This window comes from Hymenobacter convexus (genome assembly GCF_030580955.1).
In the GTDB taxonomy this organism is placed as follows: domain Bacteria; phylum Bacteroidota; class Bacteroidia; order Cytophagales; family Hymenobacteraceae; genus Hymenobacter.
In genome coordinates, this window is sequence record NZ_JAUQON010000006.1 from 105616 (window position 1) to 129836 (window position 24221).

Genomic DNA, 24221 nt, shown 5'->3' on the forward strand with positions numbered 1-24221 from the left:
AGCATGGTGCGCCGCTACGGCCGTGCTATCTTTACTATCCGCCCCTTTGTTATCCCCGTTTTGAATCTCGCGCTTGATTTTATTTCGCCCGCCGCAGCCCCTTCGGCTGACCGGGTGACGCTGTTTGCCGACGTTATTTTGCCCTTGCCCCTGCCCCGGCTTTATACCTACCGGGTGCCGTATGAGCTGAATGACAACGTGGTGATTGGCGGGCGCGTCATCGTGCAGTTTGGGGCCAAGCGCACACTCAGCTGCATCGTGGCGGCCGTGCACGAAACCGCGCCCAAGGACTACCAGGCCAAGTACATTCTCGAATTTATCGACGACGCGCCCGTCGTCACGCAGCCGCAGCTTAAGCTGTTCCGCTGGATGGCCGACTACTACCTCTGCACCATCGGCGAGGTAATAAACGCGGCCCTGCCCTCGGCCCTGAAGCTCAGCTCGGAGTCGCGCATTCAGCTGCATCCCGGCTTTTCGCGCGAGGACAACGAGTACCCGCTTTCCACGCAAGAGGAGTTGATTGTGGACGCGCTGGGCACCGTCGACCAAGGCAAAGCGCTGACCTTCACTGAAGTGGGCGACTTGCTGGGCGTCACGTCTTTTCACAAGGTGATAAAGTCACTGATGCACAAGGACGTCATTTTCCTCTTCGAGCACACGGCCGATAAGTACGCGCCCAAAGTGGTGAAGAAGGTGCGGCTGGCGCATCATTTCGTGTCGGAAGCCTCACTGGAGCAACTCTTTGAGCAACTCAGCAGCAAGCCCAAGCAGCTCGATGTGCTGATGAAATTCATGCAGCGCGTGCCGGTGTACCAGAACGAGCACGCCAACCAAGCGGGCCTGGAGAAAGCCTACCTCACCAGCAGCCCGCACCTCTCGGCCTCGGCCGTGAACACGCTCATCAAAAACGGCGTACTGGAGCAGTTCGACCAGATTGTGAGTCGCTTCCCGCTCGAAAACGAGGGCGCCATCCAGATGAACTTCTCGCTCACCGAGGCCCAGACTGCGGCGCGCGACGAAATCATGGGCCATTTTAGCAAACAGGATATCGTATTGCTGCACGGCGTGACGGGCGCGGGCAAAACCGAGATTTACATCGACCTCATCCGCACGGCCCTGGACAGCGGCGGTCAGGTGCTCTACCTGCTGCCCGAAATTGCCCTCACGGCCCAGATTGTGACGCGCCTCATGCGCGTGTTCGGCTCGCGGCTGGGCGTGTACCACTCCAAATTCTCGGATAATGAGCGGGTGGAAGTGTGGAACGGCGTGCTCTCGGGCCGCTTCCAGGTAGTGATTGGGGTGCGCTCGGCGGTATTCTTGCCGTTCGATAACCTCGCCCTCATCATCGTGGACGAAGAGCATGAATCGAGCTATAAGCAGTACGACCCCGCCCCGCGCTACAACGCCCGCGAAGTGGCCCTGATGATGGCCAACTTCCAGGGCGCCAAAACCCTGCTGGGCTCGGCCACACCGGCCGTGGAGACTTACTACCAAGCCAAGCAGGGCCGCTACGGCCTCGTAAGTCTCACCAAACGCTTTGGGGAAGCCGGAATGCCCGACATTGAGCTGGTGGACACCCGCAAGGCCCGCGAGCACAAAACCATGCACAACCACTTCACGGCCGATTTGCTGGGCGAAATCGAGCGGAAGCTGGGGGCCAAGGAGCAGGTCATCCTGTTCCAGAACCGGCGCGGCTACGCGCCCGTGGTGGCCTGCCAGGACTGCGGCTGGATACCCAAATGCACTAACTGTGCCGTGAGCCTCAGTTACCACAAGCACAGCCACGAGCTGCGCTGCCACTACTGCGGCTACCACGACCCCATGGTGACCAAGTGCCCCGCCTGCGGCTCCCGCGCCGTGAAAACCCAGGGTTTCGGCACCGAGAAGATTGAGGACGACCTCAAAATCATGCTCCCGCAGGCCAACATCCAGCGCATGGACCTGGACACGACCCGCGCCAAAAACAGCTACCAGCAAATCATCGGCGACTTCGAGAAGCAGACGACTAACGTGCTGGTCGGCACCCAGATGGTGACCAAAGGCCTCGATTTTGCCAACGTGAGCCTCGTGGGCATCATCAACGCCGACAGCATCATCCACTACCCCGATTTCCGGGCCCACGAGCGGGCCTACCAGATGTTTGTGCAGGTAAGCGGCCGGGCCGGGCGCAAAGGCAAAAAGGGCAAGGTCATCATCCAGACGGCCGACCCGACGCAGGTGATTTTCGACAAGGTGATTCGCAACGATTACGTGGAGTTTTATAACTACGAAATCGTGCAGCGCCACGAGCACGGCTACCCGCCCTTCATGCGCATCATCAAGATGACGGTAAAGCACGTCGACCAGCAAGTGGGCGAGGAAGCCGCCATTCGCCTCGCTCAGGAGTTGGTGGAGCGCCTGGGCCAGGCCGCCGTGCTGGGTCCTGAGGCGCCCTACATTTTCCGCATCCGCAACTTCTTCCTGCAGGAAATCACCATAAAGCTCGACCGTGCTCACACGGTGCTCAAGCACGCCAAGCAGCAGATTATGGACGCCATGGACGTGGTACGCGACCAAAAGGAATTCCGGCAGGCCCGCCTGGTGGCCGATGTGGACCCGATGTAAAACGCTTTTTTTCGACCATAGAAAAAGCCCCAACTACCAACGTAGCCGGGGCTTTTTGCTGTGCTGAATGGGCAACTCTTACAAGTTATCCAACAGCCACAGGATGATGAAAAACAAGCCGATGATGGCGATAATGGCGCCAATCAATCCGAAAATGCTGCTAACCCGGTTGAACAGCGAAATGAGGATGCCCAGCAGAATCAGGATGATGCCGGTGCGCAGGTTGCCGCTCACTTTCTGGGCCTTGGCCACGTTCAGCGTTTTCTGAAACTGGCTGATTCCCGAAACCTTACTCATGGTGCGCACAAGGCGCGTGGCGGCGAATTTCTGCACGCGGGTCATTTTCTGGGGCGCCTGGGCCTGGGGCATGGACGCCACGGCAGCGGCTACGGTAGCATTTTCTTCCGCAGTCAGGGCTTTTGGAGTTGCGGGTTCGGCAAAGGCCTTGGGGGCTTTGTTGGTAGCCTTCGTGGCCACGGTTGCCTCGGCGGCGGGGGCTGTCGTTTCTACAGCGGGCGCGGCGGCTTCGGCCGGGGCGGCGGGGGCCTGCACGGCCACGGTGGCGGGCTTGGCCGGCACGGGCGTGGCGGCGCGCGTCACGCCGTGGTAAGAAGCGCCCTGGGGCAGCATGGCGTATTCGGCCCGGTTGCAGCTGCCCATTGCGAGGGCGCAGAGCGCGACGGCCGCAAATTTGCTGATGGAGGGAAAAAGGTTTTTCATAATCTGAAAAGGGTAATGGGTAAGCAGAATGCGCGTTCTACGGCGAATGTCGGGGCCGGGTGGTTCGTTTCAAGCATTTTCCCTGTTTAATCAATTCTCATCTTTCTTTTAAACGCTATTGCCGGACGCGGACGCTGGCCGCCAAGGGCTTTAAAAATTGCTGAACGCCCCGCCGCGAATTGCTGTTGACTGCCTTGGATGTGCTTACTTGCGAATTGTATGAGGTATCGTTTTTCATCCTGGCAACGGGCATTAAATACTGTAGGCACGAGCGGCAGCGCCGGCCTGCTACTGCTGACCAGTTGCACCCAATTGCCCGCCGAAACGCGGCCGTCGGCCTTCGCCGCCCAGCGCATGCAGGCCGTGGTGCAAGCCGATACCAGCGGCTATGAAACCGCCCCGCCCCGCGACCCCAATGGCATTGGCACCTACTACCTGGGCCGCCAGATTGCCCACGTCATGGGCCACGAGGGCGCCAGCTGGCTGGAGCGCAGTGGCCGCCGCCAGGAAGAAGGCACCGATTTGCTGTTGAAAGAGCTCAAGCTGAAGCCCACCGACGTAGTGGCCGACATCGGCGCCGGCACGGGCTTTTTCTCGTTCCAGCTGGCTAAAAAAGTACCGAAAGGCGAGGTGCTGGCCGTCGATATTCAGCCCGAGATGATGACGGCGCTGCAAGACAACAAGCGCAAGCTGAAAGTCACCAACGTGCGCCCCGTGCTGGGCACCACCACCAGCCCCGCCCTCCCCGCCGACAGCGTGGACCTAGTGCTCATCGTAGACGCCTACCACGAATTCGACCACCCGCGCGAGATGGGCCGGGCCATCCGGCGCGCGCTGAAACCCGGCACCGGCCGCCTGGCGCTGGTCGAGTACCGGGCCGAAGACCCCAACGTGCCCATCAAGCGCATTCACAAGATGAGCGTGGAGCAGGCCCGCAAGGAAATGGCCGCCGTGGGCCTGGAGTTCGTCGAAACCGTGGAAACCCTGCCCCAGCAGCACCTGCTGCTGTTTCGGCGCAAGTAATCAAGCATGAAAAGCTGAAAAGGCCGTCTGAATTATCAGGCGGCCTTTTTCAGCTCATGACACTTCACTTCTGACTTCTGTCTCTCCGTTTCCGACCTTTGCGGGCCTATGACGACCCCCGACCCGCGCCAGCTTTCCATTCACGATTTCACCTACCCCCTCCCGCCCGAGCGCATCGCGCCCGAGCCCCTGCCCGACCGCGCCGCCAGCCGCCTGCTCCTGAGCCGCCACGGCGAGTTGGTCGATAAGCAGTTCCGCGACCTGCCCGGCGAATTGCCGCCCGGCGCGCTGCTCATCTTCAACGACACGCGGGTGGTGCGGGCCCGGCTGCTGGCCCGGCGCCCCACCGGCGGGCAGGTCGAGCTGTTTTGCCTGGAGCCGGTGGCGCCGCACCGCAGCCTGGAGCTGGCCCTGCAGCAAACCGGCCACTGCACCTGGCGCTGCTTGGTGGGCAACGGCCGCCGCTGGAAAGCAGGCCCCGTGACGCTGGAATTCACCACTTCCGGCGGCCAAACCGCCACCCTCACCGCCGAGCGCCAGGCCCAGGAAAGCGGCACGGCCCTGATTGATTTCCGCTGGGAACCCGCCGAACTGCCGTTTGCCGAGGTATTGCGCGCCGCCGGCCATCTGCCCCTGCCGCCCTACATCGACCGGCCCGACACCGCCGCCGATGCTGTGCGCTACCAAACCGTGTACGCCGCCACCGAGGGCGCCGTGGCCGCCCCCACCGCCGGCCTGCACTTCACCCCCGAGATATTGGCGGAACTGCAGGAGAAGGGCTTTGAAATCGGCCACGTCACGCTGCACGTGGGCGCCGGCACCTTCCAGCCCGTGAAGGCCGACCGCATGGCCGACCATCCCATGCACACCGAACCGATATTGGTGACGGCCGCGCTGCTGCGGCAGCTGCTCGCGCACCGCCCGCGCCCGGTGATAGCCGTGGGCACCACCAGCCTGCGGACACTAGAAACGCTGTATTGGCTGGGCGTGAGCTTGTTGAAAAAAGAAGCACCAAGCAATTCCGAGCTACTCGTCACGCAGTGGCAGCCCTACGAATGGGCCGAAGCCGCCGCCAGCATCACCGCCGAAACGGCCCTGACTGCCCTGCTGCAGCACCTTGAAACGGCGGGCACCGATACGCTGGAGGCCCGCACGCAGCTGCTCATCGCGCCGGGTTACTTGTTTCGGCTGGTCGATGGGCTCATCACTAATTTTCATCAGCCCGAAAGCACCTTGCTGCTGCTGGTAGCGGCTCTATTAGGCCCTGGCTGGCGCGATGTGTATGCGCACGCCCTGGCGAATGGCTACCGGTTTCTGAGCTACGGCGACAGCTCCCTGCTGCTACCGTAGCGCTTGAGCGCCAAAGCCCAGCCACGGCAGTGAGTGGCAGCAAATAATTGCGGCACGGCTCTTGTCAGAACCTTTGAAAACAGGGGCCGTACAATGCCCCACTTACCCTTTAATTCAACTTCTGACCATGAAAAAAGTAACCTTGCTGCTCGCCCTGTGCGCTTTCGCCACCACCAGCTTCGCCCAAACCACGCCTTCGACCGAAGTGAAAGTGCGTGACAACGGCACCACCAAAGTCGTGACCAAAACCGGCAAAACCAACGCCGGCCAGGCCATCGACAACACCAAGGATGCCGCCGGCAACGTAGCCAAGAAAACCGGTCACGCCATCAAGCGCGGCGCCAAGAAGACCGGCGCTGCCGTGAAGCACGGCGCCCACAAAGTAGGCGAGAAAACCAAAGAAGGCACCGCCAAAATGGAAGCCAAAACCGAATAGGTTCGGCTGAATCCACACTTCCCCTTTCGCATTTCCCCAAAAACCCCGGCCTGCTTAGGCCGGGGTTTTTTATGCTTTTGAGGTTTTAAAAAAGTCGTGGTTAAGGCTGTTGCGACTTTTCGCGCACTTCGTGCAGCACCTTTTCGACCACGCCCTGCCCAAACAGGCTGACGCCGGCGTTGAACACCGTGAGGGCGGCCGTGCCGGCCAGCACCCAGTCTTTGGCGGGCGCGCCTTTGTGTTTCATGCGGCCGGCCCATTGCACCAGGCAGGCTCCGGCTCCGATGGCCATCAGCCCCAGCGGGGAAAACAGGAGCCACTTCGATTTGTGTGTCATAGGAAAGGGGAATAGTTGGATACGGGTGTAATGCAGGGCCGCGGCCGGCGATGAAGCAAGTGGCCGTGCTTCCTCGCGTACCTTTCGGCTTTTAGCTTACGCACCGAATCGGGCCGTGTTTCGGCTCCTGCCTTCCCTTATGTCGCCCTACGAACAACTGCTGCACCTCGCCTTCACTGCTCCCAACGATGTGAAGTATTACCTCACGCCCACGGCCCGGCAGGCCTACGACCAACTGCGCACCGCCGCGCCGGCCCAGCGGCCGTTCCGGTTCGAGCAGGTGCGCCTCGGCCTGGCCATGAGCCTGCTGAAGCTGGTGAGCGAGCTGGGCGACCACGACGCCAGCCGGCAGGTGCTCGACGTGCTGCACCGCGCCCTGAACGAAGCCCGCTCCCCGGAAGACATCGACCGGATTGTGGGCCGCGACGCCAAGCTGTTCGACCGCCTCTACGAGGACCTGTACGTGAACGAGGAGGGCGAGGAATTGCTCAACCTCTTCGGCCGCACCCTCGACGCCGATGCGCCCGAGCTGCTGGAAGAAGTAGCGCAGGAAGGCGTGGACCTGGCCCGCACGCTGGATTTTGAGCGCGACGAGGACGAGGAGTAGAAACGCCATGCAGGGCGCACATAAAAGCTGTTCACTGCTCACTGTTAATTGTTAACTAAAATTGCCATGTTCCTAAGTATTCTGGGTTTCATTCTGGTGGTGCTGGGCTTTAGCGCCTCGCGGTTTTCGGAGCGCGTGGAGCGCATGCGCGCCGGGCTCGTCTTCCTGGGCGTGGCGTTTCTACTGCTGGGGCTGGCCCTGAGCACGGTGGTGCAGGTAGGCGTGGGCCAGGTGGGCGTCCAGACGTTGTTTGGTAAGGTGCAGCCGCGCCTGCTTTACCCCGGCCTGAACGTGGTGAACCCGCTGGTGGACGTAACGCGCTTCGACACCCGCACCCAGAACTATACCATGTCGGCGCAGCACGGCGAAGGCGCGCAGGCCGGCGACGACGCCATCCGCGTGCTTTCGGCCGACGGGCTGGAAGTGGTGATTGACCTCACGGTGCTCTACCACGTGGTGCCGGCGCAGGCGCCGCGCATTCTGGCCACCATCGGCGAGGATTACCAGGACAAAATTGTGCGGGCCATTTCGCGCACCCGCATCCGCGACAACGCGGTTTATTACGATGCCGTGGCCTTGTACTCGACGCGCCGCGAGGAGTTCCAAACCCGTATTCTGGCGGCCATTGAAAAGGACTTTCGGACCAACGGCTTGCAGCTCGACCAGTTGCTCATTCGCAACATTCAGCTGCCGCAGTCGGTGAAGCGCAGCATCGAGAGCAAGATTTCGGCCGAGCAGGACGCCCAGAAGATGCAGTTTGTGCTGCAGAAGGAAAAGCAGGAAGCCGAGCGCAAACGCGTAGAAGCCCAGGGTATTGCTGATTATCAGCGCATTGTGAATACCGAGCTGAGCGACAAGCTGCTGCAGTACGAAACCATTAAGGCCAACCAGGCCATTGCCACCTCGCCCAACGCCAAGGTCATCATCATGGGCGGCGGCCGGGGCCCCACGCCACAACTGCTGCTCGGCGACAAATAACTGCTTTGGAAACTGGTTCGTAGAAGCTACGCCGGCGCTGGCGCGGGCCGCCAATGGCCTTGCGGGCCAAAACGCGGTTTGCTGCCGCAGATGCCTACCTTTACCGCGCCAACCGGGCGCGGCCCGGTGCCAGCGCCGCCGACTTGCTTCCTGCTTCAATGCCCACCATCCATTACCTGACCACCGCCGACGCCATTGCCACCGCGGCCGCGCATTTTGCCACCCTGCCGCGCATCGGCATCGACCTGGAGTTTGACGACATGCGCCACCGCTACGGGCGCCACTTGGCGCTCATTCAGGTGTTTGATGGGCAGGAGGTGTACCTCATCGACCCGCTGCCGCTCACGGACATGGCCGCCGGCCTGGAGCCGCTCTTCGCGGTACTGCGCGACCCTGCCGTTGCCAAGGTGTTCCACTCCTGCAAATCCGATATTCTGCTCCTCGACGAGGTGTTCAGCGTAAACTGCCGCAACATCGTGGATACCAGCGTGCAGTTCACGCTGCTGGCGGCCGAGGACAACAATATTTCGCTGGGCCGCCTCATTCAGGCCGAGCTGGGCTTTGAGGTGGACAAGGGTGAGCAGAAGTCGAACTGGCTGAAGCGCCCCCTCACCGAAGCCCAAAAGGAATACGCCGCCAACGACGTGCTCTACCTGTTTGAGCTCACCGACCGCCTCAGCGCGCGCCTGCTGGAACTGGGCCGCGCCGACTGGGCCGCCCAGGAGAACCTGGCCCTGGAGGCCGTGCGCTACGGCCGCGACGACCCCCGCCCGTGGTCGCGCAATGCGGCCAAGTACAAGATAACGCCGCAGGAAATGCCCGTTTTCCGGGAACTGTACCTGCTGCGCGACGCCGTGGCCCGGCAGCTCGACCGCCCGCCCTACCACGTACTGAGCAACGACAAGCTGGCCGAGCTGACGCGCAACCCCATCGAAACTTCGCTGCAGCTCCGCACCGCCAACGGCCTGCACCCCGAACTGAAACGCTCGCCCTACGCCGAGCAGCTGCTGGCCATCGGCACGACCGACCTGGCTCCTGATGCCCCGCTCCCGCCCGACCAGCGCAAGTTTCCGTTCCGGCGCCGCCTGAGCGGCCCCGCTGCCACCCGCGCCGAGGCCCGCGAAACCATGCTCAACGCCATGAAAGGCCACTTGGCCACCGACCACGGCACCACCATGGCCAACATGGTGCTCAGCAACCGCCTCATCGCCGACATCATTGAGTTGGGCGCCGACGCGGCCCTGCGTCCCTGGCAGCAGCAGCTCCTGCGCGAGTCGGCCGAGCGCCACGGCGAGAGCTACGAGCAGATTGCGGCGCCGTTTCAGGCGTAGTGGAGTTCCGACAATCGATGATTAGGACGTCATGCTGAGCGCAGCCGAAGCATCTCTACCGCAACACTAAAACTGATTAGTTACGCGGTAGAGATGCTTCGGCTGCGCTCAGCATGACGTCCTTTGTTTAGCTCATTCAACTGCCCTTTGCGCCCAGCTTCCCCCACCTTTTTTCCTAACACCAACACCTGATGCGGCGCGGCTGGCTTATTGGGGGACTGGTGTTGCTACTGGTGCTGCTGGCGGGCGCGTACGCGGCGTGGCGGGTGTTCTACCGCCCCAATGTGCGCGAATTTGCCGAGGGCCCGGCCTACCTCTACATCCGTACCGGTACGGGCTACGCGGCCGTGCTTGATTCGCTGCATAAATACGAGCTGCTGCTGGAACCTGCCACCTTCAAATGGGTGGCCGAAACCCACGACTACCCGCCGCACGTGCAGCCCGGCCGCTACCGCCTCGACCCCGGCATGGGCAACGGCGACCTGCTGCGCATGCTGCTGGCTGGCCGGCAGGATACGGTGAAGTTCGAATTGAACTCGTTCCATTACCTGGAGCAGCTGCCGCGCCAGGTGACGCGGCAACTGGAGGCCGATTCCTTTAAGCTGGACTTGCTGCTGGGCGACAACGCCGGGCTGCAACGCCGCTACGGCCTCGACACCGGCACCATTCGCACGATGTTCATTCCGGGCACTTACCGGCACTTGTGGAATACCACCGCGCAGGGATTTCTGGATTCGACAGCCGCCCGCTACCGCCGGTTCTGGACGGCGCAACGCCAGGCCCGGGCCGACTCGCTGAAGATGACGCGCACCCAGGTGAGCGTGCTGGCCAGCATTGTACAGCGCGAAACGGCGCAAGCCACCGACAAGCCGCTCATTGCCGCCGTGTACCTCAACCGCCTGCGCAACGGCCAGCCCCTGCAGGCCGACCCCACCCTGCTGTGGCCCCTGCACGGCCTGGGTACCCGCAAGCGCGTGCTGAACGTGGACAAGAAAGTCGATTCGCCTTACAATACCTACCGCCACAAGGGCCTGCCGCCCGGCCCCATCACCACGCCGCGGCCGTCGAGCCTGGATGCCGTGCTGAAACCGGCGCACAATAAAAACCTGTTTTTCTGCGCCCGGCCCGACGGCAGCGGCTTTTCCGACTTCGCCGAAACCTACGCCCAGCACAAGCTCAACGCCCGGCGCTACCAGCGCCGCCTCGACAGCCTGGGCGTGAAGCGCTGAGTTGGGGCCGCCCCGTAATCATTTCATAACCGGCGCAGAAGGCCCGTGCGGACGCACTGGGGAAGTTCGGTGGTTTTATGGGAGGCTGGTCGGTGGGCTGCTAGCGTTGGGCTGCGTACTTTTGTTTCCCAATTTTCCGCAAAACCGTCCGTATGCGTGCACGTCTTCTTTTTTTGCTTCCTTTCTTCTCTGGGTTGACGGCTGCGGCCAGCGGCTTCGACACCTGCCCACAGGGCGCCCGGGTGCTGGGCCTGGGCGGCGCCAGCACGGCCTACATCGGCAGCATTGCCGGCCTGAGCGTGAACCCCGGCCTGCTGAGCCAGTGGGGCGACTCGCTCACCCGCATCAGCCTGGGCGGCTTCGGCCAGATTCGCCGCTCCTCCTTCATCGGCCAGGACACCTATAAGCGCACCGACCAGGACCTGACCGTGCTGCCCGGCGGCTACTTTTACGCCACTCGCGCCGTGAGCAAGCGCGTGAGCGTGGGCCTGGCCATTACTTCGCCCTACGGCTACCACACCAAGTGGCCCGAAAACTGGGAAGGCCGCTCCGTGATTCAGGAAAGCCAGCTCAACACCTACTTCGCCCAGCCCACGGTGGGCTTTAAGCTGAACGACAACTTCAGCGCCGGCGTGGGTTTCGTATACGCCTACGGCAAATACAGCCAGCGCCACGCCCTGGGGCAGTACGACGCCGCCAACACCAGCTACCAGCTCAGCAGCAGCGGCTCGGGCTACGGCGTGAACGTGGGCCTCTACGGCCGCTCCGGCGACAACCTGGCCTTCGGCATTAGCTACCGCAGCGGCGTGCAGCTGAAAATGAACAACGGCACCATCAGCACCAGCGGCGTGCCCGCCCGCGACGCGGGCCTGTACCCGGCCTCGGCCAACTTCAAGACCCAGATTAACCTGCCCAGCACGCTGTCGGTGGGCCTGGCCGACCGCATCACCAAGAACCTGCTGCTCACCTTCGACTTCACGCTTAGTGGCTGGAGCACCCTCGACTCGCTCAAGCTTGACGTGGCCGCCAGCGGTACGGCCCCGGCCCAGCGCCTCAACACGGCCCGCCGCTACGAAGACGCCCTGGCCTTCCGGGTAGGGGCCGAGTACCAGGCCAGCCCCAAGCTCACCCTGCTCGGCGGCCTGAACTACGACGAGTCGCCGATTCGCGACGAGTACATCAACCCCGAGTTCATCGACGCCAACCGCCTCGGGGCGTCGGCGGGCCTCAGCTACCAGCTCACCCCCCGCTTTGCGTTGGAAGGAGCCTACTCCTTCAGCTACGGCCAGCAGCGCCTGGCGCGGGCCAACCCGCTCAATGCCACCGTGTCGAACGTGGGCGGCTCCTACCGCACGGCCACCAGCACGGCTTCCATTGGCCTGGCGGTGGCGTTCTAAGCCGCGCGGCTTCTCCTCTCAACTTTTCTTGCTGATTCCCCTTTTAGTGATGAAGAATTTTTGCCTGAATTTGTGGAGCCGCGTCGGCCTGACCGCCGTGGCCACCCTGGCGCTGAATGCCTGCGCGCCGGGCCAGGACACGCCCACGCCCACCATTGGGGTGAATGTGAGCCGCTACCTGGCCGTGGGCGACAGCTACACCGCGGGGCTGAGTGCGGGCGGCCTCACGCTGGCCAGCCAGGAATATTCGTTCCCGAACCTGCTGGCCCAGCAGCTGCGGGGCGCGCAGGCCGATGCCACCTTCAGCCAGCCGCTGCTGCCGGCCGGAGCCGGCTCGGGCTATTTCAATCTGGTCGATTTCACGGCGCTGGGCTTTCCGCGCACGCGCCGCGTGCCGGGCCCGGCCGTGCGCCGCCAAGTCATCAATCCCGCAGCCTGCGGCGGCGCCGATACCGTGCGCCTGCTCACGCGCACCGATGCGCCCAACACCCTGCCCCAGAACCTGGGCGTGCCCGGCCTGCGCCTGGGCCAGATTGAAGTGGCGGGCTTGGGCAACGAAACAACCAATGCCACGCCCACGGGCAATTTCAACCCGTATTTCGAGCGCCTTCTGCCCGCCGCCGACCCCCGCACCTACCTGCAGGCCGTGACCGATGCCGCCGCGCCGGCCACGTTCTTCACCTACTTCATGGGCCTCGACGAAGTGCTGGTTTATGTGCGCAGCGGCGGTGAGTGCGGCCCAACGCTGAACACTGCCTACAACACCCTGCTGAAGAATAACGCCAAGAAGGTACTCGATAAGCTCACGGCGGGCGGCCGCCCGGGCATCATTGCCCGCCTGCCCGACCTGAATACGCTGCCCCTGCTGCGCCTCGGCCAGGGCCGGAACCTGGAAAAACGCCTGCAGACCAGCTTTGCCGACACCGCGTCGCTGTACATTCAGGACCCTTTCGGCACCGTGGGCATGCGCATCACCGACGCCAGCTACGTACTGGCAACGACTATCCCGCGCATTGGCCGGCTCACGCCGGTGGTGGTCGGCACCACTACCCTCATGCTGCCCTACGGCCGCGATATTCGCAACCCGATTCGCGATGCCGACGTGATGGATTACGACGAGATGAGCCGCATTAATGACGTTGTAAGCCGGTACAACACCGCCCTGAACGATTTGGCGACTACTACCTATAAAATGCCCATTATCGATTCCAGCACCAAGTCCAGCACGCTGGATTTGAATGTGGCAATGCCGGACTACGTGGGCAGTGCGATTTCGGTGGGCGGCGTGCTGTACTCGGCCGAGCCGGTGCGTGGCAACTTTTTCTCGCTGGATTACTACACTCCGACGCCCCGCGGCAATGCCTTGATAGCCAACGCCTTCATTTCGGCCATCAACAAAGCCTACAAGGCCAATATTCCGGCCATCGACGCCAACAGCCTGCCGTCCGTAGCCCAGTAACCTGGGCCGCGAGGGCGCCAGATGTTTCCTCGGCTATTTGCACTTCCAGAACGTGTCCCCCGGAGCGGTGCTTCGGGGGACATTGTTTATCAGCGCAGCCGGTAGAGCCGCAAGGGCAGCGAGTCGGCGGCCGCGGCGCTGCTGGCGGCCAGCGTTTCGGCGAAACCCCGGCCGGTGTATTCGGAATGCTCCAGAAACAGCAGCGGCTGCTGCAGCTGCGGGGCCGGCCAGGCCGCCACGGGCGTTTGCCGGCGCAGCGAGTCGAAATGCGCCACACCGGCCACGCGCCAGTAGCTATCGAGCAACACGTAGTCGTAGCCCTGCGCCCGCAAGCGGGCCAGCATTTTTTCGTCGTTGACGACGGTTAGCGTTTCACTTTCGGCCAGAAAAGGCGCCAGCCCCAACCCCACGGTGCTGGCCACTTTGTGAGTGCCGTGCTCCCACAGCCACGCCGCTACCTGCGCGTAGGGCGTGGGCAGCGAGGTGTAGATTGCGCGCTGGATGTGCCGCACATTCAGCCCCGCCGCCACCGCCAACAGGCCAAGCAGTGCCCACCCCGGCAGCACCCGCCGCCCAGCCAACACGGCCAGCGCCGCCAGCGGCAGCAAGGCAAACAACAGCCCGCGCGGGGCCTTTAGCAGCAGCGACATGCCCGCCAGCAGGCACACCACCCAAAACAGCAGATACGGCAGCAGCGGCCAGGGCCCGATGCCAGGGCGCCAGCCGCCGCGCCACCCGCGCCACGCCAGCCACGCCGCCACCCCGAGGCCCAGCAGCAGCAGCGGCGACTCAAATTCGGCCAGGTAGCGCAGGTAGTAAAGAAAATCGGGTTTGATGGTGGCCTGGCGGCCCGCCACGTTGGCCGCCACGGGCACCACCGTGCGCACGTAGAACGCCAGCCAGCGGTACCAGGGCAGCCCTACCGCCACGCCCAGCGCCCCAAACAGCACGTAGGGCGTGGCCAGTACGGCCAGCACCCGCACCCACACCCACACCCAGCGTGCCCGCCACAGTCCATCGGTCCGCAGCAGCTCCAGTACCAGTAAAATGGGCAGCGTAAACAGAAATTTGTAGCTAAAGCTGAGCCCCAGCGCCAGCCATGCGGCCACACGCACCAGCGCCGCCGGGTTGGGCCGCTCCAGCCGGGCAAAATGGCTTTGCAGCAGCCCCGCGCACAGCAGCAGGCTAATGGAATTGGGCGTGAAATCGCGCCCCGCAAAGGTGAGCAGCAGCCCGGTGCCGGCCAGTAGCGTGAGGCCGGCCGTTTCGGGGCCCGTAAGCCGGGCCTGCCGGCTCACCCAGGCGGCGAAGAAGCCCAGGCCCGCTACCCCCAGCAGCGCGTTGATGGTTTGAAACACCAGAAAGCTGCGGGTAAAAAGCGCCACTAATGCGTATGAAAGCAGAAACGCCGGGCAGCCGGGCATAAACAGCCGCGAGAAATCGCCGTGCGTGAGGGCCTGCACGGCCTGCCAGTTGCGCACCGAGTCGTAGTCGGGCGCACCGGCTTCGGGCAGACGCCAGAGACGCAGCACGGCCACCGCGAGCAGGGCCGCCAGCAGCCACAGGCGGTGGCTTGGCGGCGGAGGCGCGTTATTTGTGGCGGGACGGGGAGACATAAGCAGGCTGAATGCGGGCTGGCGCGAAGGTCGGCAGCCCCCGCTGAACATTCCTCCCCGGTCTCGCTTTGCTATGAACATTCTGCTGGTAGAAGACGACCCGCGCCTCTCCGCCCTCATCCGACGGGGGCTGGAAGAAGAGCAGCTGACCGTGGCCGTGGCCCAGGACGGGCAGACCGGTCAGGAAATGGCCCTCACCCAGCCCTTCGACCTCATCATTCTTGATGTGCTGCTGCCCCAGCGCAGCGGCCTGGAGGTGCTGGCCGCCATCCGAGAGCAAAATGCCGAGGTGCCCGTGCTCATGCTCACGGCCCTGGGCACCACCACCGACAAGCTCAACGGCTTCGGTGGCGGCGCCGATGACTACCTGGTGAAACCCTTCGATTTTGCCGAGCTGGTGGCCCGGGTGCGCGCCCTCACCCGGCGTGGCAACCCCCACCCCAAGGGCTCCCGCCTCACCTTTGCCGATGTGGTGCTCGACATCCCCAGCCGCACCGTGACGCGGGCCGGCCAGCCCCTGCGCCTCACCACCCGCGAGTTCAACCTGCTGGAGCTGCTGCTCCGCCACCCCGGCCGGGTGCTCAGCCGCAGCCAGATTGCCGAGCACGGCTGGGACGAGGCCTTCGACGCGGGCAGCAATGTCATTGATGTGTACGTGAGCTACTTGCGTAAAAAAGTTGACCAGGGATTTGCCACCAAGCTCATCCATACGGTGACGGGGGCGGGCTACGTGCTGCGGCAGGAATAGGCGAGTTTGAACAAAACCAGCACGTCATGCAGAGCGCAGCGAAGCATCTTTACCTCAATAGTAACCGATTGCATTGCGCGGTAGAGATGCTTCGCTGCGCTCAGCATGACGCGCTGGCTATTTCTCTTTTTCAATACCTCATCCCCTCCCACCCATGACCATTCGTAATCGCCTCATCTGGCTGTTTGTGGGGCTGGTGGGTTTTATTCTCCTTATCGTGCTCACCACGGCGTTTCTGCTGCAGCACGACTACAGCCAACGCGAGTTTCGGCAGCGCCTGCGCGACCGAGCGGAGGTAGCGGCCTACATTTTCCTGGAAAAAGACGAGTTGCGCAGCTCCATCTTTCAGGAATTTCAGAAGCGCTACCAACGCACCCTCACCGAAGAAATCATTCAGATTTACGACACCACCGGCGAGGTGCGCTTCGTGCGCGAAGACGCCCGCCTGGAAGTACCGCCCGCGGTGCTGGCCCGCATTGTGGAAGGGCACGAAGAGTATTTCACCGACGGCTCGCGGCAGGCCGTGGGCATTTTCTACCGCGACAACCAGGGCTCCTTCGTGGTGGTGGCCGGCGCCGAAAACCTGTATGGCCAGGCCCGCCTGCGCTACCTGGCCACCATTTTGGCCTCGTTGTTTGTGCTGAGCCTGCTGCTGATTTACGGCGTGGGGCGGGTGTTTGCGGGCCGGGCGCTGGCGCCCATTTCCGCCATCAACGACCAAATGGAGCGCATCACCGCCCACGACCTACACCTGCGCGTGGCCGAGGGACTATCGAACCGCGAGAAGGACGAGCTGTCGCGCCTGGCGCACACGTTCAACCGCCTCCTCGACCGACTCGAAGGCAGCTTCGAGGCCCAGCGGGCCTTCGTGCGCTACGCCTCGCACGAGCTACGCACGCCGCTGGCCGCCAGCATTGGCGAGGCCCAGCTGGCCCTGGCCCGCGAGCGGGAGCCGGCCGCCTACCGTGCCGCCCTGCACGATATGCTGGCCGACCTCACCCAACTCAACCAGCTCCTCAACCACCTGCTGGAACTGGCCCAGGCCGACGTGCACCTGCCCGAATACGACGCCTGCATCCGCGTCGACGAGCTGCTGGCCGAGGCTTGCGCGGCCGTGGAGCCCGCCCAGCGCCCGCGCTTGCAGGTGCACACCGGCCGCCTGCCCGCCGAGCCCGAGCAGCTGGAGCTCACCGGCAACCGCACGCTGCTCATCCGCGCGCTCAGCAACCTGCTGGAAAACGCGCTGAAGTACTCGGCACCCCAGCCGGTGCAGGTGGCGCTGGCCTACGCGCCCGGCGAGGTGCAGCTCCGCATCCGCGACGAAGGCATTGGCATTGCGGAGGCCGACCTGCCCCAAGTGTCCGAGCCGTTTTTCCGGGCGGCCAATGCGCGTCTCGTGGCCGGGCATGGCGTGGGCCTCGCGCTGGCCCGCAAAATCATCGAGCAGCACGGCGGTCAGCTGCACCTGAGCTCGCAGCTTGGGCACGGCACAACGGTAGTGGTGCAGCTGCCCACGGCGTAGAGGCAATTCCTACCGGGGACGCCCCCGCTCTTACGCCACCTTTGTAAATTTTAAGGCTTTCTAATCACATTTTAATACCTCGCCAGTAGTCTTGCGGCTGTCATCATTGCCGCACTACTATGAGAAAGCCTAATCTACTGCCGGGGCTAACCCGGAAAACGAGCCTGCGCAACGCGGGCTGGCGCGGGCTGTTTCTGGGCGCATTAGCCCTCGGGGCCTGCTCTTCACCGCAGGCCGAAACTGCCGAGGAAATCACGCCGGGACTGCCGGTTTCGCAATTTGAGGGCCCGGCGGCGGCATCAGCTGCCAGGGCAGAAGCCCAGCCCGAACTGGTGCTGAGCGGCGAAATAGCCGCCGACGCCGACCACACTGCCCGCGTGTTTCCGCGGGTGGGCGGCGAGGTGCTGCGCGTGGGCGTGGACCTGGGCGACGAAGTTCGCGCGGGCCAGGTGCTGGCCGTGCTCAAGAGCAGCGAAATAGCCGAATTTCAGAACCAGCACACCGCCGCCACCGCCGACTTGGCCGTGGCCACCAAGAACCTGGCCGTGGCCGAGGAACTGCACCAGGCGGGCCTAAGCGCCGCGCAGGACGTGTACAAAGCCCGCAAGGAAATGCAGCGCGCCGCTGGCACGGCCACCAAAAGCCGCCGCCTGCTGGGCACTTATGGCGTAGCGCCCGGCGCCACCTACCGCCTGACGGCGCCCCTGGCCGGCTACATCATGGAGAAGAAACTGAGCCCAGGCATGCGCTTCAACGCCGCGGATTTACAGGCGGCCTTCACTGTGGCCAACCTGGACCAAGTGTGGGTGCTGGCCAATGTTTTTGAATCGGACATGGGCCGGGTGCACGAAGGCCAAGCGGTGGAAATTACCACCCTGAGCTACCCTGACGCCCCGGTGCGCGGCCGCATCGACCGTGTGTACCACGTGCTCGACCACGAGAGCAAGACCATGACCGTGCGTTGCGTGCTGGCCAACCCCGGCCACTTGCTAAAGCCCGGCATGCACGCCCAGGTGCGGGTGCTGCCCGAAGCAGTAGCCAACGCCGACGCAAGCCCGGCCGCCATCCTCTAAGCCGATTATCCACCAAATCCCCATGCGATGGAAGTTCTTTTAGTTGAAGCCGAAGGGCGGCCGCGGCAGCTGTTGCACCGTTTTCTGCAACACGCCCAATACCAAATAGACGTGGCGTCCACCTTTGCCGAAGCAGTTGCCTACCTAGCCGGCCGGGCCTACGATTTTGTGCTGCTGGCCCAGGCCCTGCCCGACGGTGACGGCATGCCACTTATTCGGCTGGCTACCCGCCACGAGAGTCACCCCACTTCGTGCATTGTTTTCACGGCCACGCCCGATGTGGAGCACCGCCTGCGCGGCTTTGCTTTGGGCGCCGATGAATGCTTGGCCAAGCCAGTTTCGCTGGCCGAACTGGAACGCCGCATGCGCGTCATCATCCGGCAGCGGGTGGGGCTGAAACGGCCCGCCATTCATTTCGGGCGGGGTTTTGTGCTCGATTTAGCGGCCCGCAGGCTCTGCCACGGCCCGCACAACGTGCACCTCAGCCGCAAGCAGTTCGATGTGCTGCACCACCTGTTGCTGCACCGCGGCAAGGTGCTCACCCGCGAGCAGCTAGGGGCGCACATTGGCCGGCGCCACACAACCCCGCCGGAGGCGTCGAACTTCATCGACGTGCACATCATGAACGTGCGCCGGGCGCTGGCTCCTTTCGCCCCCCCCGATTTTCTGGAAACGGTGAACGGCGTGGGCTACCGGGCCGCGTAGGTAATTTTTGGCTCGCCTCCCGACAGGGCCAAATCTCGAACCGCGCGTTGGGCGCCGTAGCTTCGCGGTCAATTCCGGTCGTCTACTCCCCCTTATCCATGCGTCTCGTCATTCAGCGCGTTCGCAGCGCGCAGGTCACTGTCGATGGCCAGGTCACTGGCCAGATTGGGCCGGGCCTGCTGGCGCTGGCCGGCTTCGCCCCCACCGATACAACCACGGCCCTTGCCTGGATGTGCCGCAAGCTGGTGCAGCTCCGCATTTTCGGCGATGAAAACGGCCAGATGAACCGCAGCGTGCAGGATGTGGGCGGCCAGGTGCTGGTGGTGAGCCAGTTCACGCTGCTGGCCGATGCACGCAAAGGCAACCGCCCCAGCTACATCGGGGCCGCCCCGCCGCCCATTGCCGAACCGCTCTACGAGCAATTCGTGGCGCTGGTGGCCGCCGAGTTGGGCCAGCTCGTGCCCACCGGCGTCTTCGGGGCCGACATGCAGGTGAGCCTCGTCAACGACGGCCCGGTCACCATCGTGCTCGACTCACCGGCCTAATACCAACCTACCATCCCGCCACTTCCATGACCATCGAAGAAGCCCAGCAAACAGTTGATAACTGGATTAAAGCCAACGGTGTGCGCTATTTCAGCGAGCTGACCAACATGGCCATTCTCACCGAAGAAGTGGGCGAAGTGGCGCGCCTCATTTCCCGGCAGTACGGCGAGCAGTCCTTCAAGGAATCCGATAAAGGCAAAGACCTCGGCGACGAGCTGGCCGACGTGCTGTTCGTCGTCATCTGCCTCGCCAACCAAACCGGCATCAATCTCACCGAGGCCCTAGCCCGCAACCTGGCCAAAAAAAACCAGCGCGACAGCCAGCGTCACAAGGATAATGAGAAGCTGAAGTAGCACCCGTCATTGCGAGGCGTAGCCGAAGCAATCCGTCTTGTTCTCAGCGAGTAGCCTGATAATGTGACACAGCCCCGGCACTGCGTAGTATCGGGGCTGTGTCACAAAAGAAAGGGGCTGGTTTTGACAGGACGGATTGCTTCGGCTGCGCCTCGCAATGACAGCAACTATTCCAACGTCACCAGCCGGTCGTCACGCCAAATGGGCAGTACGCCAGCGTACGCGTCCAAGCGCAGGCAAAACTCAAAGTCCTTGCTGGCTTCCAGCGAATTGAGCCGCCGCACGTGCGCCGACTGCAGCAGATAGCTCGATAAATTGACTTTCCCCTGCTGCCACAGATGCAGCGCCGCCAGCGTCGCATCAGAGCTGCGTACGTCGAACTCCGGCGCCAGCCGCTCGGCCAGCGCACCGCCGAATACCGTGTCTTCGAGGCAAAACTGGCCTTTCCAGCCGGCGCACACCACCAGCACGTTGCGTTGCTGCGCGCGGGCAAAATCGGCAATGGCTTCCAGATTCAGAAACGCACCTACTACCACGGCCTCAGCCGCCAGCGAGCGGCGCAGCGCCGCCGTGCCGTTGGTGGTGCTGATGGTGAGGGCCCGGCCCCGCACCGGCCGGGCCGCATCCAGAAAGCCGAAAGGTGAATTACCAAGGTCGAAGCCGGGGGCGGGCAGGCCGTCGCGCTCGGCGGCGGTGAGGCAGCCGTGCTGCTGGCCGTAGGCGGTGCATTCGTCGAGCGACGCCACCGGAAAAACGTGCGTCACGCCTTCCCCCAGCGCCGTCACGATGGTGCTCGACGCCCGCAGAATGTCCACGATGACGGCAATTTTGCCGCGCAGGTCATACAGATGCAACAGCTCCGGCGAGAAGCAGATATCCAGTTTGGGCATTGTTTTTAGTTGTCAGTTGCTCGTTGTCAGTTGTTAGGCATTCAGCACAATCGTCCCAGGCTAACAACTGACAACGAGCAACTGACAACTAATTTATTCCTCCGTGCCCTTGGTCAGCGGCAGCTTGCTTACCGTAGCGGGCAAGTTTTTGCCGCGAATCTGCACGAAAATGGGCGTGCCCGGCGCGGCAAATTCCGTTTTCACGTAGCCCAGGCCGATGCCCTTGCTCAGCGAAGGCGACTGCGTTCCGCTGGTTACGTCGCCGATTTTCTGGCCGTCGGCGTCCACTAGCTCGTAGTGGCCACGCGGGATGCCGGGGCCGTCCATCACGAAGCCGACCAGCTTTTTGGTCACGCCCGCTTCCTTCTGCTTTTTCAGGTTTTCGGAGTTGGTGAACTCCTTGGTGAACTTGGTAATCCAGCCCAAGCCGGCTTCCAGGGGTGAAGTCGTGTCGTCGATGTCGTTGCCGTAAAGGCAATAGCCCATTTCCAGGCGCAGGGTGTCGCGCGCGCCCAGGCCAATGGGCTTGATGCCGTAAGACTGGCCGGCCAGCATGATTTTCTCCCACACCTGCGCCGCGCTTTCGTTGGGGATGTACAGCTCGAAGCCGCCCGCGCCGGTGTAGCCGGTGGCCGAAATGATGACGTCGGGCGCACCGGCGAAGGTGCCCTGCACGAAGGAATAGTAGGGAATACTGCTCAAATCCACGTCGGTCAGCGACTGCAGCGCCGCCTGGGCCTTGGGGCCCTGCACGGCGAAGAGGCTGGTGCGGTCCGAAATATCCTCCATCTCCACGCCCTGCGTGTTGTGGTGCTGAATCCAGTTCCAGTCTTTTTCGATGTTGGAGGCATTGACTACCAAGAGGTAGTCCTCGTCGGCCAGCTTGTACACCAGCAGGTCGTCCACGATGCCGCCGTCGTGGTTGGGCAGGCAGGAATACTGGGCTTTGCCGTCGGTGAGCTTGCTGGCGTCGTTGCTGGTCACGCGCTGGATGAGGTCGAGGGCCTGCGGGCCACGCAACCGGAACTCGCCCATGTGCGACACGTCAAAAATCCCCACCGCGCGGCGCACCGTGTGGTGTTCATCGAGGTCGGAGGAATAACGCACCGGCATGTCGTAACCGGCAAAAGGCACCATTTTGGCACCCAGCGCGCGGTGCGTGTCGTTGAGAGTAACGGTTTTCAGAGAAACAGTCATGGAGCGAAGGGGATGGATTGGCGGGTTGGTGGGATTGCGCTACAAAGGTGGGACAAAAAAGAAAAGCCGCTTCAAACCGAAGCGGCTTTTTCCTTTTCTGTCATCCTGAGCGCAGCGAAGGACCTTATCACCGCTGAACAACTTGCAGTAAATAATGCTCCCAATGTGATAAGGTCCTTCGCTGCGCTCAGGATGACAGACGAAGTTCGATTACACCCGTACCATCCAGTTGTGTGGGTCGGCGCCGGCGCCAGTCCGAATGGCATCCAGCGCCGCGCTCACGCGCTTCGAGAATGCATTGGCATCCGTGGCAGGCAGGTCGTAGTCGTGGTTTTCGTAGCCGATGGTGGCAATAGGCGCGATGGTTGCGGCCGTGCCCACGCCAAAGGCTTCGTTGAGCTTGCCGGCGGCCAGGGCGTCCATCACTTCGCGGCTGCCCACTTTGCGCTCTTCCACGGTCAGGCCCATGTCGCGGGCCAGTGCCAGCACGCTACGGCGCGTGATGCCGTCGAGGATGCTCGTGCTCAGGGCAGGCGTCACCACCTTGCCGTCAATGACGAAAATGGCGTTCATTGTGCCCGATTCTTCCACGTATTGGTGCTGCGAGGCATCGGTCCAGATGAGTTGGTTGTAGCCCTCGTTCTGGGCTACTTTGGTGGGGTACATAGCGGCACCGTAGTTGCCGGCGTTCTTGGCGTAGCCCGCGCCGCCTTCGGCCGAGCGCACGTATTTCTGCTCGAAGCGCACGCGCAGCGGCTTGCTGAAGTACAGGCCCACCGGGCAGGTAATAATCATGAAGCGGTAGGTATCCGAGGGGCGCACGCCCAGCAGGCCATCCGTGCCGAACATGAAAGGACGGATGTAGAGCGACGAGCCTTCGTCCGACGGCACCCAGGCGGCATCCTGCTTAATCAGTTCGCGCAAGCCCTGCATAAACAGCTCTTCCGGGATGGTGGGCATGCACATACGCTCGGCCGAGGCGTTGAGGCGGGCCCAGTTGTCGAGGGGGCGGAACAGGGCCACGCCACCGTCGTGCTGGTGGTAGGCCTTCATGCCCTCAAAAATGGCCTGGCCGTAGTGCAGGGCCGAGTTGGCCGGGCTCACACTCATGTCGCCGTAGGGCACTATCTCGGGCTCCTGCCACTCGCCGTCGCGGTAGTCCACCACCAGCATGTGGTCGGAAAAAACTTTGCCGAATTCGAGTTGCGAGAGGTTGACCGAAGCCAGACGGGACGCCGTGGTGGTCTGAGTGCGAATGGGAAGAATGTCAATCATGAGCTTGAATTTCAGGAAACGGGAGGTGGGTGGGATTTGGAGAAGATGGAAGTGAGCGGTGGCGCGCCAGGGCACCGGGAAATTGTCCTAAGAACGTCGGGCTACTGCCGAAGGATGCCTGCCGGCAGTGGTAAGCAGACACCACTTTGGTCAAAGTCGTGCCTGCCAGGTCACTTCTTCTACGCCCAGCTCGTGGGCCATGGCCCGGCTCAGCACAAACAGAAAATCGGACAGGCGGTTCAAATACACCACCACTAATTCGGCCACAAACGACTCTTCGCCCAAGTGAATGGCCAGCCGTTCGGCGCGGCGGCACACGCAGCGGGCCACGTGCGCGTGGCTCACGGCCGGGTGCCCGCCCGGCAGGATAAAGGCGCGCAGCTCGGGCAAATCAAGGTTGAGGCGGTCCATTTCGTCTTCCAGCAGCGTCACATCGGCGGCGTGCAGGTCGGGCAGCTTCATGCGCGACTTCTCCGGGTCGGCCGCCAGGGCCGAGCCGATGGTGAACAGCCGGTCCTGGATTTCCTTCAGCAAAGGCCGGCGGACGGCGTTCACGTCCTGGTCGCGCACGAGGCCGATGTGGGCGTTCAGCTCGTCCACGGTGCCGTAGCACTCGATGCGCAGGCTGCTCTTGGGCACCCGCGTGCCGCCAATGAGCGAGGTGAGGCCTTTGTCTCCGGTTTTAGTATAGATTTTCATTTTGCGTAAGTCTTTGCAACGGTCATGCTGAGCGAAGTCGAGGCATCTCTACCGCAATAGTAAATTCAATGAAATGGACTGCATTGCGCGGTAGAGATGTTTCGGCTTCGCTCAGCATGACCATTCT

The 24221-nt window shown here is 63.0% G+C and carries 23 protein-coding genes; 16 read left to right on the plus strand and 7 right to left on the minus strand.

Features of this window, described 5'->3' with window-relative positions:
• Nucleotides 1-60: 60 nt before the first annotated feature.
• Nucleotides 61-2604 carry a replication restart helicase PriA gene (gene priA, locus Q4S41_RS14175; RefSeq protein WP_305031777.1) on the plus strand — a complete coding sequence of 848 codons (2544 nt, stop codon included), beginning with the start codon at nucleotides 61-63 and terminating at the stop codon, nucleotides 2602-2604.
• Nucleotides 2605-2682: 78 nt separating this feature from the next.
• On the opposite strand, the gene Q4S41_RS14180 is transcribed toward priA, so the two are convergent.
• The gene (locus Q4S41_RS14180) at nucleotides 2683-3324 is read right to left on the minus strand and encodes a hypothetical protein (RefSeq protein ID WP_305031778.1); all 642 of its coding nucleotides are present in this window, start codon (nucleotides 3322-3324) and stop codon (nucleotides 2683-2685) included.
• 219 nt (nucleotides 3325-3543) lie between these two features.
• On the opposite strand from Q4S41_RS14180, the gene Q4S41_RS14185 reads away from it, so the two are divergent.
• The 3 genes from Q4S41_RS14185 to Q4S41_RS14195 all read left to right on the plus strand — a co-directional run bounded on the left by Q4S41_RS14185 (nucleotide 3544) and on the right by Q4S41_RS14195 (nucleotide 6133).
• Complete coding sequence (locus tag Q4S41_RS14185; protein ID WP_369811303.1) at nucleotides 3544-4347, plus strand: class I SAM-dependent methyltransferase; 804 nt, start codon at nucleotides 3544-3546, stop codon at nucleotides 4345-4347.
• Between the two features lie 108 nt (nucleotides 4348-4455).
• Nucleotides 4456-5697 (plus strand): S-adenosylmethionine:tRNA ribosyltransferase-isomerase, encoded by a 1242-nt coding sequence (locus Q4S41_RS14190; protein WP_305031779.1) that lies wholly within the window; start codon nucleotides 4456-4458, stop codon nucleotides 5695-5697.
• Nucleotides 5698-5824: 127 nt separating this feature from the next.
• The gene (locus tag Q4S41_RS14195; RefSeq protein ID WP_305031780.1) at nucleotides 5825-6133 is read left to right on the plus strand and encodes a hypothetical protein; all 309 of its coding nucleotides are present in this window, start codon (nucleotides 5825-5827) and stop codon (nucleotides 6131-6133) included.
• A gap of 100 nt (nucleotides 6134-6233) precedes the next feature.
• On the opposite strand, the gene Q4S41_RS14200 is transcribed toward Q4S41_RS14195, so the two are convergent.
• A complete protein-coding gene (locus tag Q4S41_RS14200; RefSeq protein WP_305031781.1) occupies nucleotides 6234-6470 on the minus strand; it encodes a hypothetical protein in 237 nt (78 codons plus the stop codon).
• 139 nt (nucleotides 6471-6609) lie between these two features.
• Between Q4S41_RS14200 and Q4S41_RS14205 the strand changes: the two genes are divergently transcribed.
• The 6 genes from Q4S41_RS14205 to Q4S41_RS14230 all read left to right on the plus strand — a co-directional run bounded on the left by Q4S41_RS14205 (nucleotide 6610) and on the right by Q4S41_RS14230 (nucleotide 13471).
• Nucleotides 6610-7077: a hypothetical protein gene (locus tag Q4S41_RS14205; protein ID WP_305031782.1), complete on the plus strand. Its 468-nt coding sequence runs from the start codon at nucleotides 6610-6612 to the stop codon at nucleotides 7075-7077.
• A 66-nt stretch (nucleotides 7078-7143) separates the two neighbouring features.
• Nucleotides 7144-8055 carry a prohibitin family protein gene (locus tag Q4S41_RS14210; RefSeq protein WP_305031783.1) on the plus strand — a complete coding sequence of 304 codons (912 nt, stop codon included), beginning with the start codon at nucleotides 7144-7146 and terminating at the stop codon, nucleotides 8053-8055.
• A gap of 158 nt (nucleotides 8056-8213) precedes the next feature.
• Complete coding sequence (locus tag Q4S41_RS14215) at nucleotides 8214-9386, plus strand: ribonuclease D (RefSeq protein WP_305031784.1); 1173 nt, start codon at nucleotides 8214-8216, stop codon at nucleotides 9384-9386.
• A 191-nt stretch (nucleotides 9387-9577) separates the two neighbouring features.
• Nucleotides 9578-10615, plus strand: coding sequence for an endolytic transglycosylase MltG (gene mltG, locus Q4S41_RS14220; RefSeq protein WP_305031785.1), 1038 nt, complete (start codon nucleotides 9578-9580; stop codon nucleotides 10613-10615).
• 194 nt (nucleotides 10616-10809) lie between these two features.
• A complete protein-coding gene (locus Q4S41_RS14225) occupies nucleotides 10810-12012 on the plus strand; it encodes an OmpP1/FadL family transporter (protein ID WP_305031786.1) in 1203 nt (400 codons plus the stop codon).
• A gap of 49 nt (nucleotides 12013-12061) precedes the next feature.
• Complete coding sequence (locus Q4S41_RS14230) at nucleotides 12062-13471, plus strand: hypothetical protein (protein WP_305031787.1); 1410 nt, start codon at nucleotides 12062-12064, stop codon at nucleotides 13469-13471.
• Between the two features lie 89 nt (nucleotides 13472-13560).
• Here the strand turns inward: Q4S41_RS14230 and Q4S41_RS14235 are convergent, their stop codons facing one another.
• Nucleotides 13561-15087, minus strand: a complete 1527-nt coding sequence (locus Q4S41_RS14235; RefSeq protein WP_305031788.1) for a hypothetical protein — start codon at nucleotides 15085-15087, stop codon at nucleotides 13561-13563.
• Nucleotides 15088-15160: 73 nt separating this feature from the next.
• Between Q4S41_RS14235 and Q4S41_RS14240 the strand changes: the two genes are divergently transcribed.
• The 6 genes from Q4S41_RS14240 (at nucleotide 15161) to Q4S41_RS14265 (ending at nucleotide 20033) form a co-directional block, all read left to right on the plus strand.
• Nucleotides 15161-15835, plus strand: coding sequence for a response regulator transcription factor (locus Q4S41_RS14240; protein WP_305031789.1), 675 nt, complete (start codon nucleotides 15161-15163; stop codon nucleotides 15833-15835).
• Between the two features lie 154 nt (nucleotides 15836-15989).
• The gene (locus Q4S41_RS14245) at nucleotides 15990-17357 is read left to right on the plus strand and encodes a sensor histidine kinase (protein WP_305031790.1); all 1368 of its coding nucleotides are present in this window, start codon (nucleotides 15990-15992) and stop codon (nucleotides 17355-17357) included.
• Between the two features lie 119 nt (nucleotides 17358-17476).
• Nucleotides 17477-18430 carry an efflux RND transporter periplasmic adaptor subunit gene (locus Q4S41_RS14250; protein ID WP_305031791.1) on the plus strand — a complete coding sequence of 318 codons (954 nt, stop codon included), beginning with the start codon at nucleotides 17477-17479 and terminating at the stop codon, nucleotides 18428-18430.
• A gap of 27 nt (nucleotides 18431-18457) precedes the next feature.
• Nucleotides 18458-19135 carry a response regulator transcription factor gene (locus tag Q4S41_RS14255; RefSeq protein ID WP_305031792.1) on the plus strand — a complete coding sequence of 226 codons (678 nt, stop codon included), beginning with the start codon at nucleotides 18458-18460 and terminating at the stop codon, nucleotides 19133-19135.
• A 98-nt stretch (nucleotides 19136-19233) separates the two neighbouring features.
• Complete coding sequence (gene dtd / locus Q4S41_RS14260) at nucleotides 19234-19680, plus strand: D-aminoacyl-tRNA deacylase (RefSeq protein WP_305031793.1); 447 nt, start codon at nucleotides 19234-19236, stop codon at nucleotides 19678-19680.
• A gap of 26 nt (nucleotides 19681-19706) precedes the next feature.
• Nucleotides 19707-20033: a nucleotide pyrophosphohydrolase gene (locus Q4S41_RS14265; RefSeq protein WP_305031794.1), complete on the plus strand. Its 327-nt coding sequence runs from the start codon at nucleotides 19707-19709 to the stop codon at nucleotides 20031-20033.
• 167 nt (nucleotides 20034-20200) lie between these two features.
• On the opposite strand, the gene Q4S41_RS14270 is transcribed toward Q4S41_RS14265, so the two are convergent.
• The 4 genes from Q4S41_RS14270 to Q4S41_RS14285 form a co-directional block, all read right to left on the minus strand.
• Nucleotides 20201-20923, minus strand: a complete 723-nt coding sequence (locus Q4S41_RS14270) for a 2-phosphosulfolactate phosphatase (RefSeq protein ID WP_305031795.1) — start codon at nucleotides 20921-20923, stop codon at nucleotides 20201-20203.
• A 93-nt stretch (nucleotides 20924-21016) separates the two neighbouring features.
• The gene (gene gcvT / locus Q4S41_RS14275; RefSeq protein WP_305031796.1) at nucleotides 21017-22120 is read right to left on the minus strand and encodes a glycine cleavage system aminomethyltransferase GcvT; all 1104 of its coding nucleotides are present in this window, start codon (nucleotides 22118-22120) and stop codon (nucleotides 21017-21019) included.
• Between the two features lie 210 nt (nucleotides 22121-22330).
• Nucleotides 22331-23395: a branched-chain amino acid aminotransferase gene (locus Q4S41_RS14280; protein ID WP_305031797.1), complete on the minus strand. Its 1065-nt coding sequence runs from the start codon at nucleotides 23393-23395 to the stop codon at nucleotides 22331-22333.
• A gap of 150 nt (nucleotides 23396-23545) precedes the next feature.
• On the minus strand, nucleotides 23546-24094 hold the full coding sequence (locus Q4S41_RS14285; protein WP_305031798.1) for a cob(I)yrinic acid a,c-diamide adenosyltransferase: 549 nt from the start codon (nucleotides 24092-24094) through the stop codon (nucleotides 23546-23548).
• Nucleotides 24095-24221 lie beyond the last annotated feature (127 nt).

Coding starts and splice junctions, on each gene's coding strand:
- Q4S41_RS14180 (WP_305031778.1), bottom strand. CDS start 3,324: ATGAAAAACCTTTTTCCCTCCATCAGCAAATTTGCGGCCGTCGCGCTC.
- Q4S41_RS14185 (WP_369811303.1), top strand. CDS start 3,544: ATGAGGTATCGTTTTTCATCCTGGCAACGGGCATTAAATACTGTAGGC.
- Q4S41_RS14190 (WP_305031779.1), top strand. CDS start 4,456: ATGACGACCCCCGACCCGCGCCAGCTTTCCATTCACGATTTCACCTAC.
- Q4S41_RS14195 (WP_305031780.1), top strand. CDS start 5,825: ATGAAAAAAGTAACCTTGCTGCTCGCCCTGTGCGCTTTCGCCACCACC.
- Q4S41_RS14200 (WP_305031781.1), bottom strand. CDS start 6,470: ATGACACACAAATCGAAGTGGCTCCTGTTTTCCCCGCTGGGGCTGATG.
- Q4S41_RS14205 (WP_305031782.1), top strand. CDS start 6,610: ATGTCGCCCTACGAACAACTGCTGCACCTCGCCTTCACTGCTCCCAAC.
- Q4S41_RS14210 (WP_305031783.1), top strand. CDS start 7,144: ATGTTCCTAAGTATTCTGGGTTTCATTCTGGTGGTGCTGGGCTTTAGC.
- Q4S41_RS14215 (WP_305031784.1), top strand. CDS start 8,214: ATGCCCACCATCCATTACCTGACCACCGCCGACGCCATTGCCACCGCG.
- mltG (WP_305031785.1), top strand. CDS start 9,578: ATGCGGCGCGGCTGGCTTATTGGGGGACTGGTGTTGCTACTGGTGCTG.
- Q4S41_RS14230 (WP_305031787.1), top strand. CDS start 12,062: ATGAAGAATTTTTGCCTGAATTTGTGGAGCCGCGTCGGCCTGACCGCC.
- Q4S41_RS14235 (WP_305031788.1), bottom strand. CDS start 15,087: ATGTCTCCCCGTCCCGCCACAAATAACGCGCCTCCGCCGCCAAGCCAC.
- Q4S41_RS14240 (WP_305031789.1), top strand. CDS start 15,161: ATGAACATTCTGCTGGTAGAAGACGACCCGCGCCTCTCCGCCCTCATC.
- Q4S41_RS14245 (WP_305031790.1), top strand. CDS start 15,990: ATGACCATTCGTAATCGCCTCATCTGGCTGTTTGTGGGGCTGGTGGGT.
- Q4S41_RS14250 (WP_305031791.1), top strand. CDS start 17,477: ATGAGAAAGCCTAATCTACTGCCGGGGCTAACCCGGAAAACGAGCCTG.
- Q4S41_RS14255 (WP_305031792.1), top strand. CDS start 18,458: ATGGAAGTTCTTTTAGTTGAAGCCGAAGGGCGGCCGCGGCAGCTGTTG.
- dtd (WP_305031793.1), top strand. CDS start 19,234: ATGCGTCTCGTCATTCAGCGCGTTCGCAGCGCGCAGGTCACTGTCGAT.
- Q4S41_RS14265 (WP_305031794.1), top strand. CDS start 19,707: ATGACCATCGAAGAAGCCCAGCAAACAGTTGATAACTGGATTAAAGCC.
- Q4S41_RS14270 (WP_305031795.1), bottom strand. CDS start 20,923: ATGCCCAAACTGGATATCTGCTTCTCGCCGGAGCTGTTGCATCTGTAT.
- gcvT (WP_305031796.1), bottom strand. CDS start 22,120: ATGACTGTTTCTCTGAAAACCGTTACTCTCAACGACACGCACCGCGCG.
- Q4S41_RS14280 (WP_305031797.1), bottom strand. CDS start 23,395: ATGATTGACATTCTTCCCATTCGCACTCAGACCACCACGGCGTCCCGT.
- Q4S41_RS14285 (WP_305031798.1), bottom strand. CDS start 24,094: ATGAAAATCTATACTAAAACCGGAGACAAAGGCCTCACCTCGCTCATT.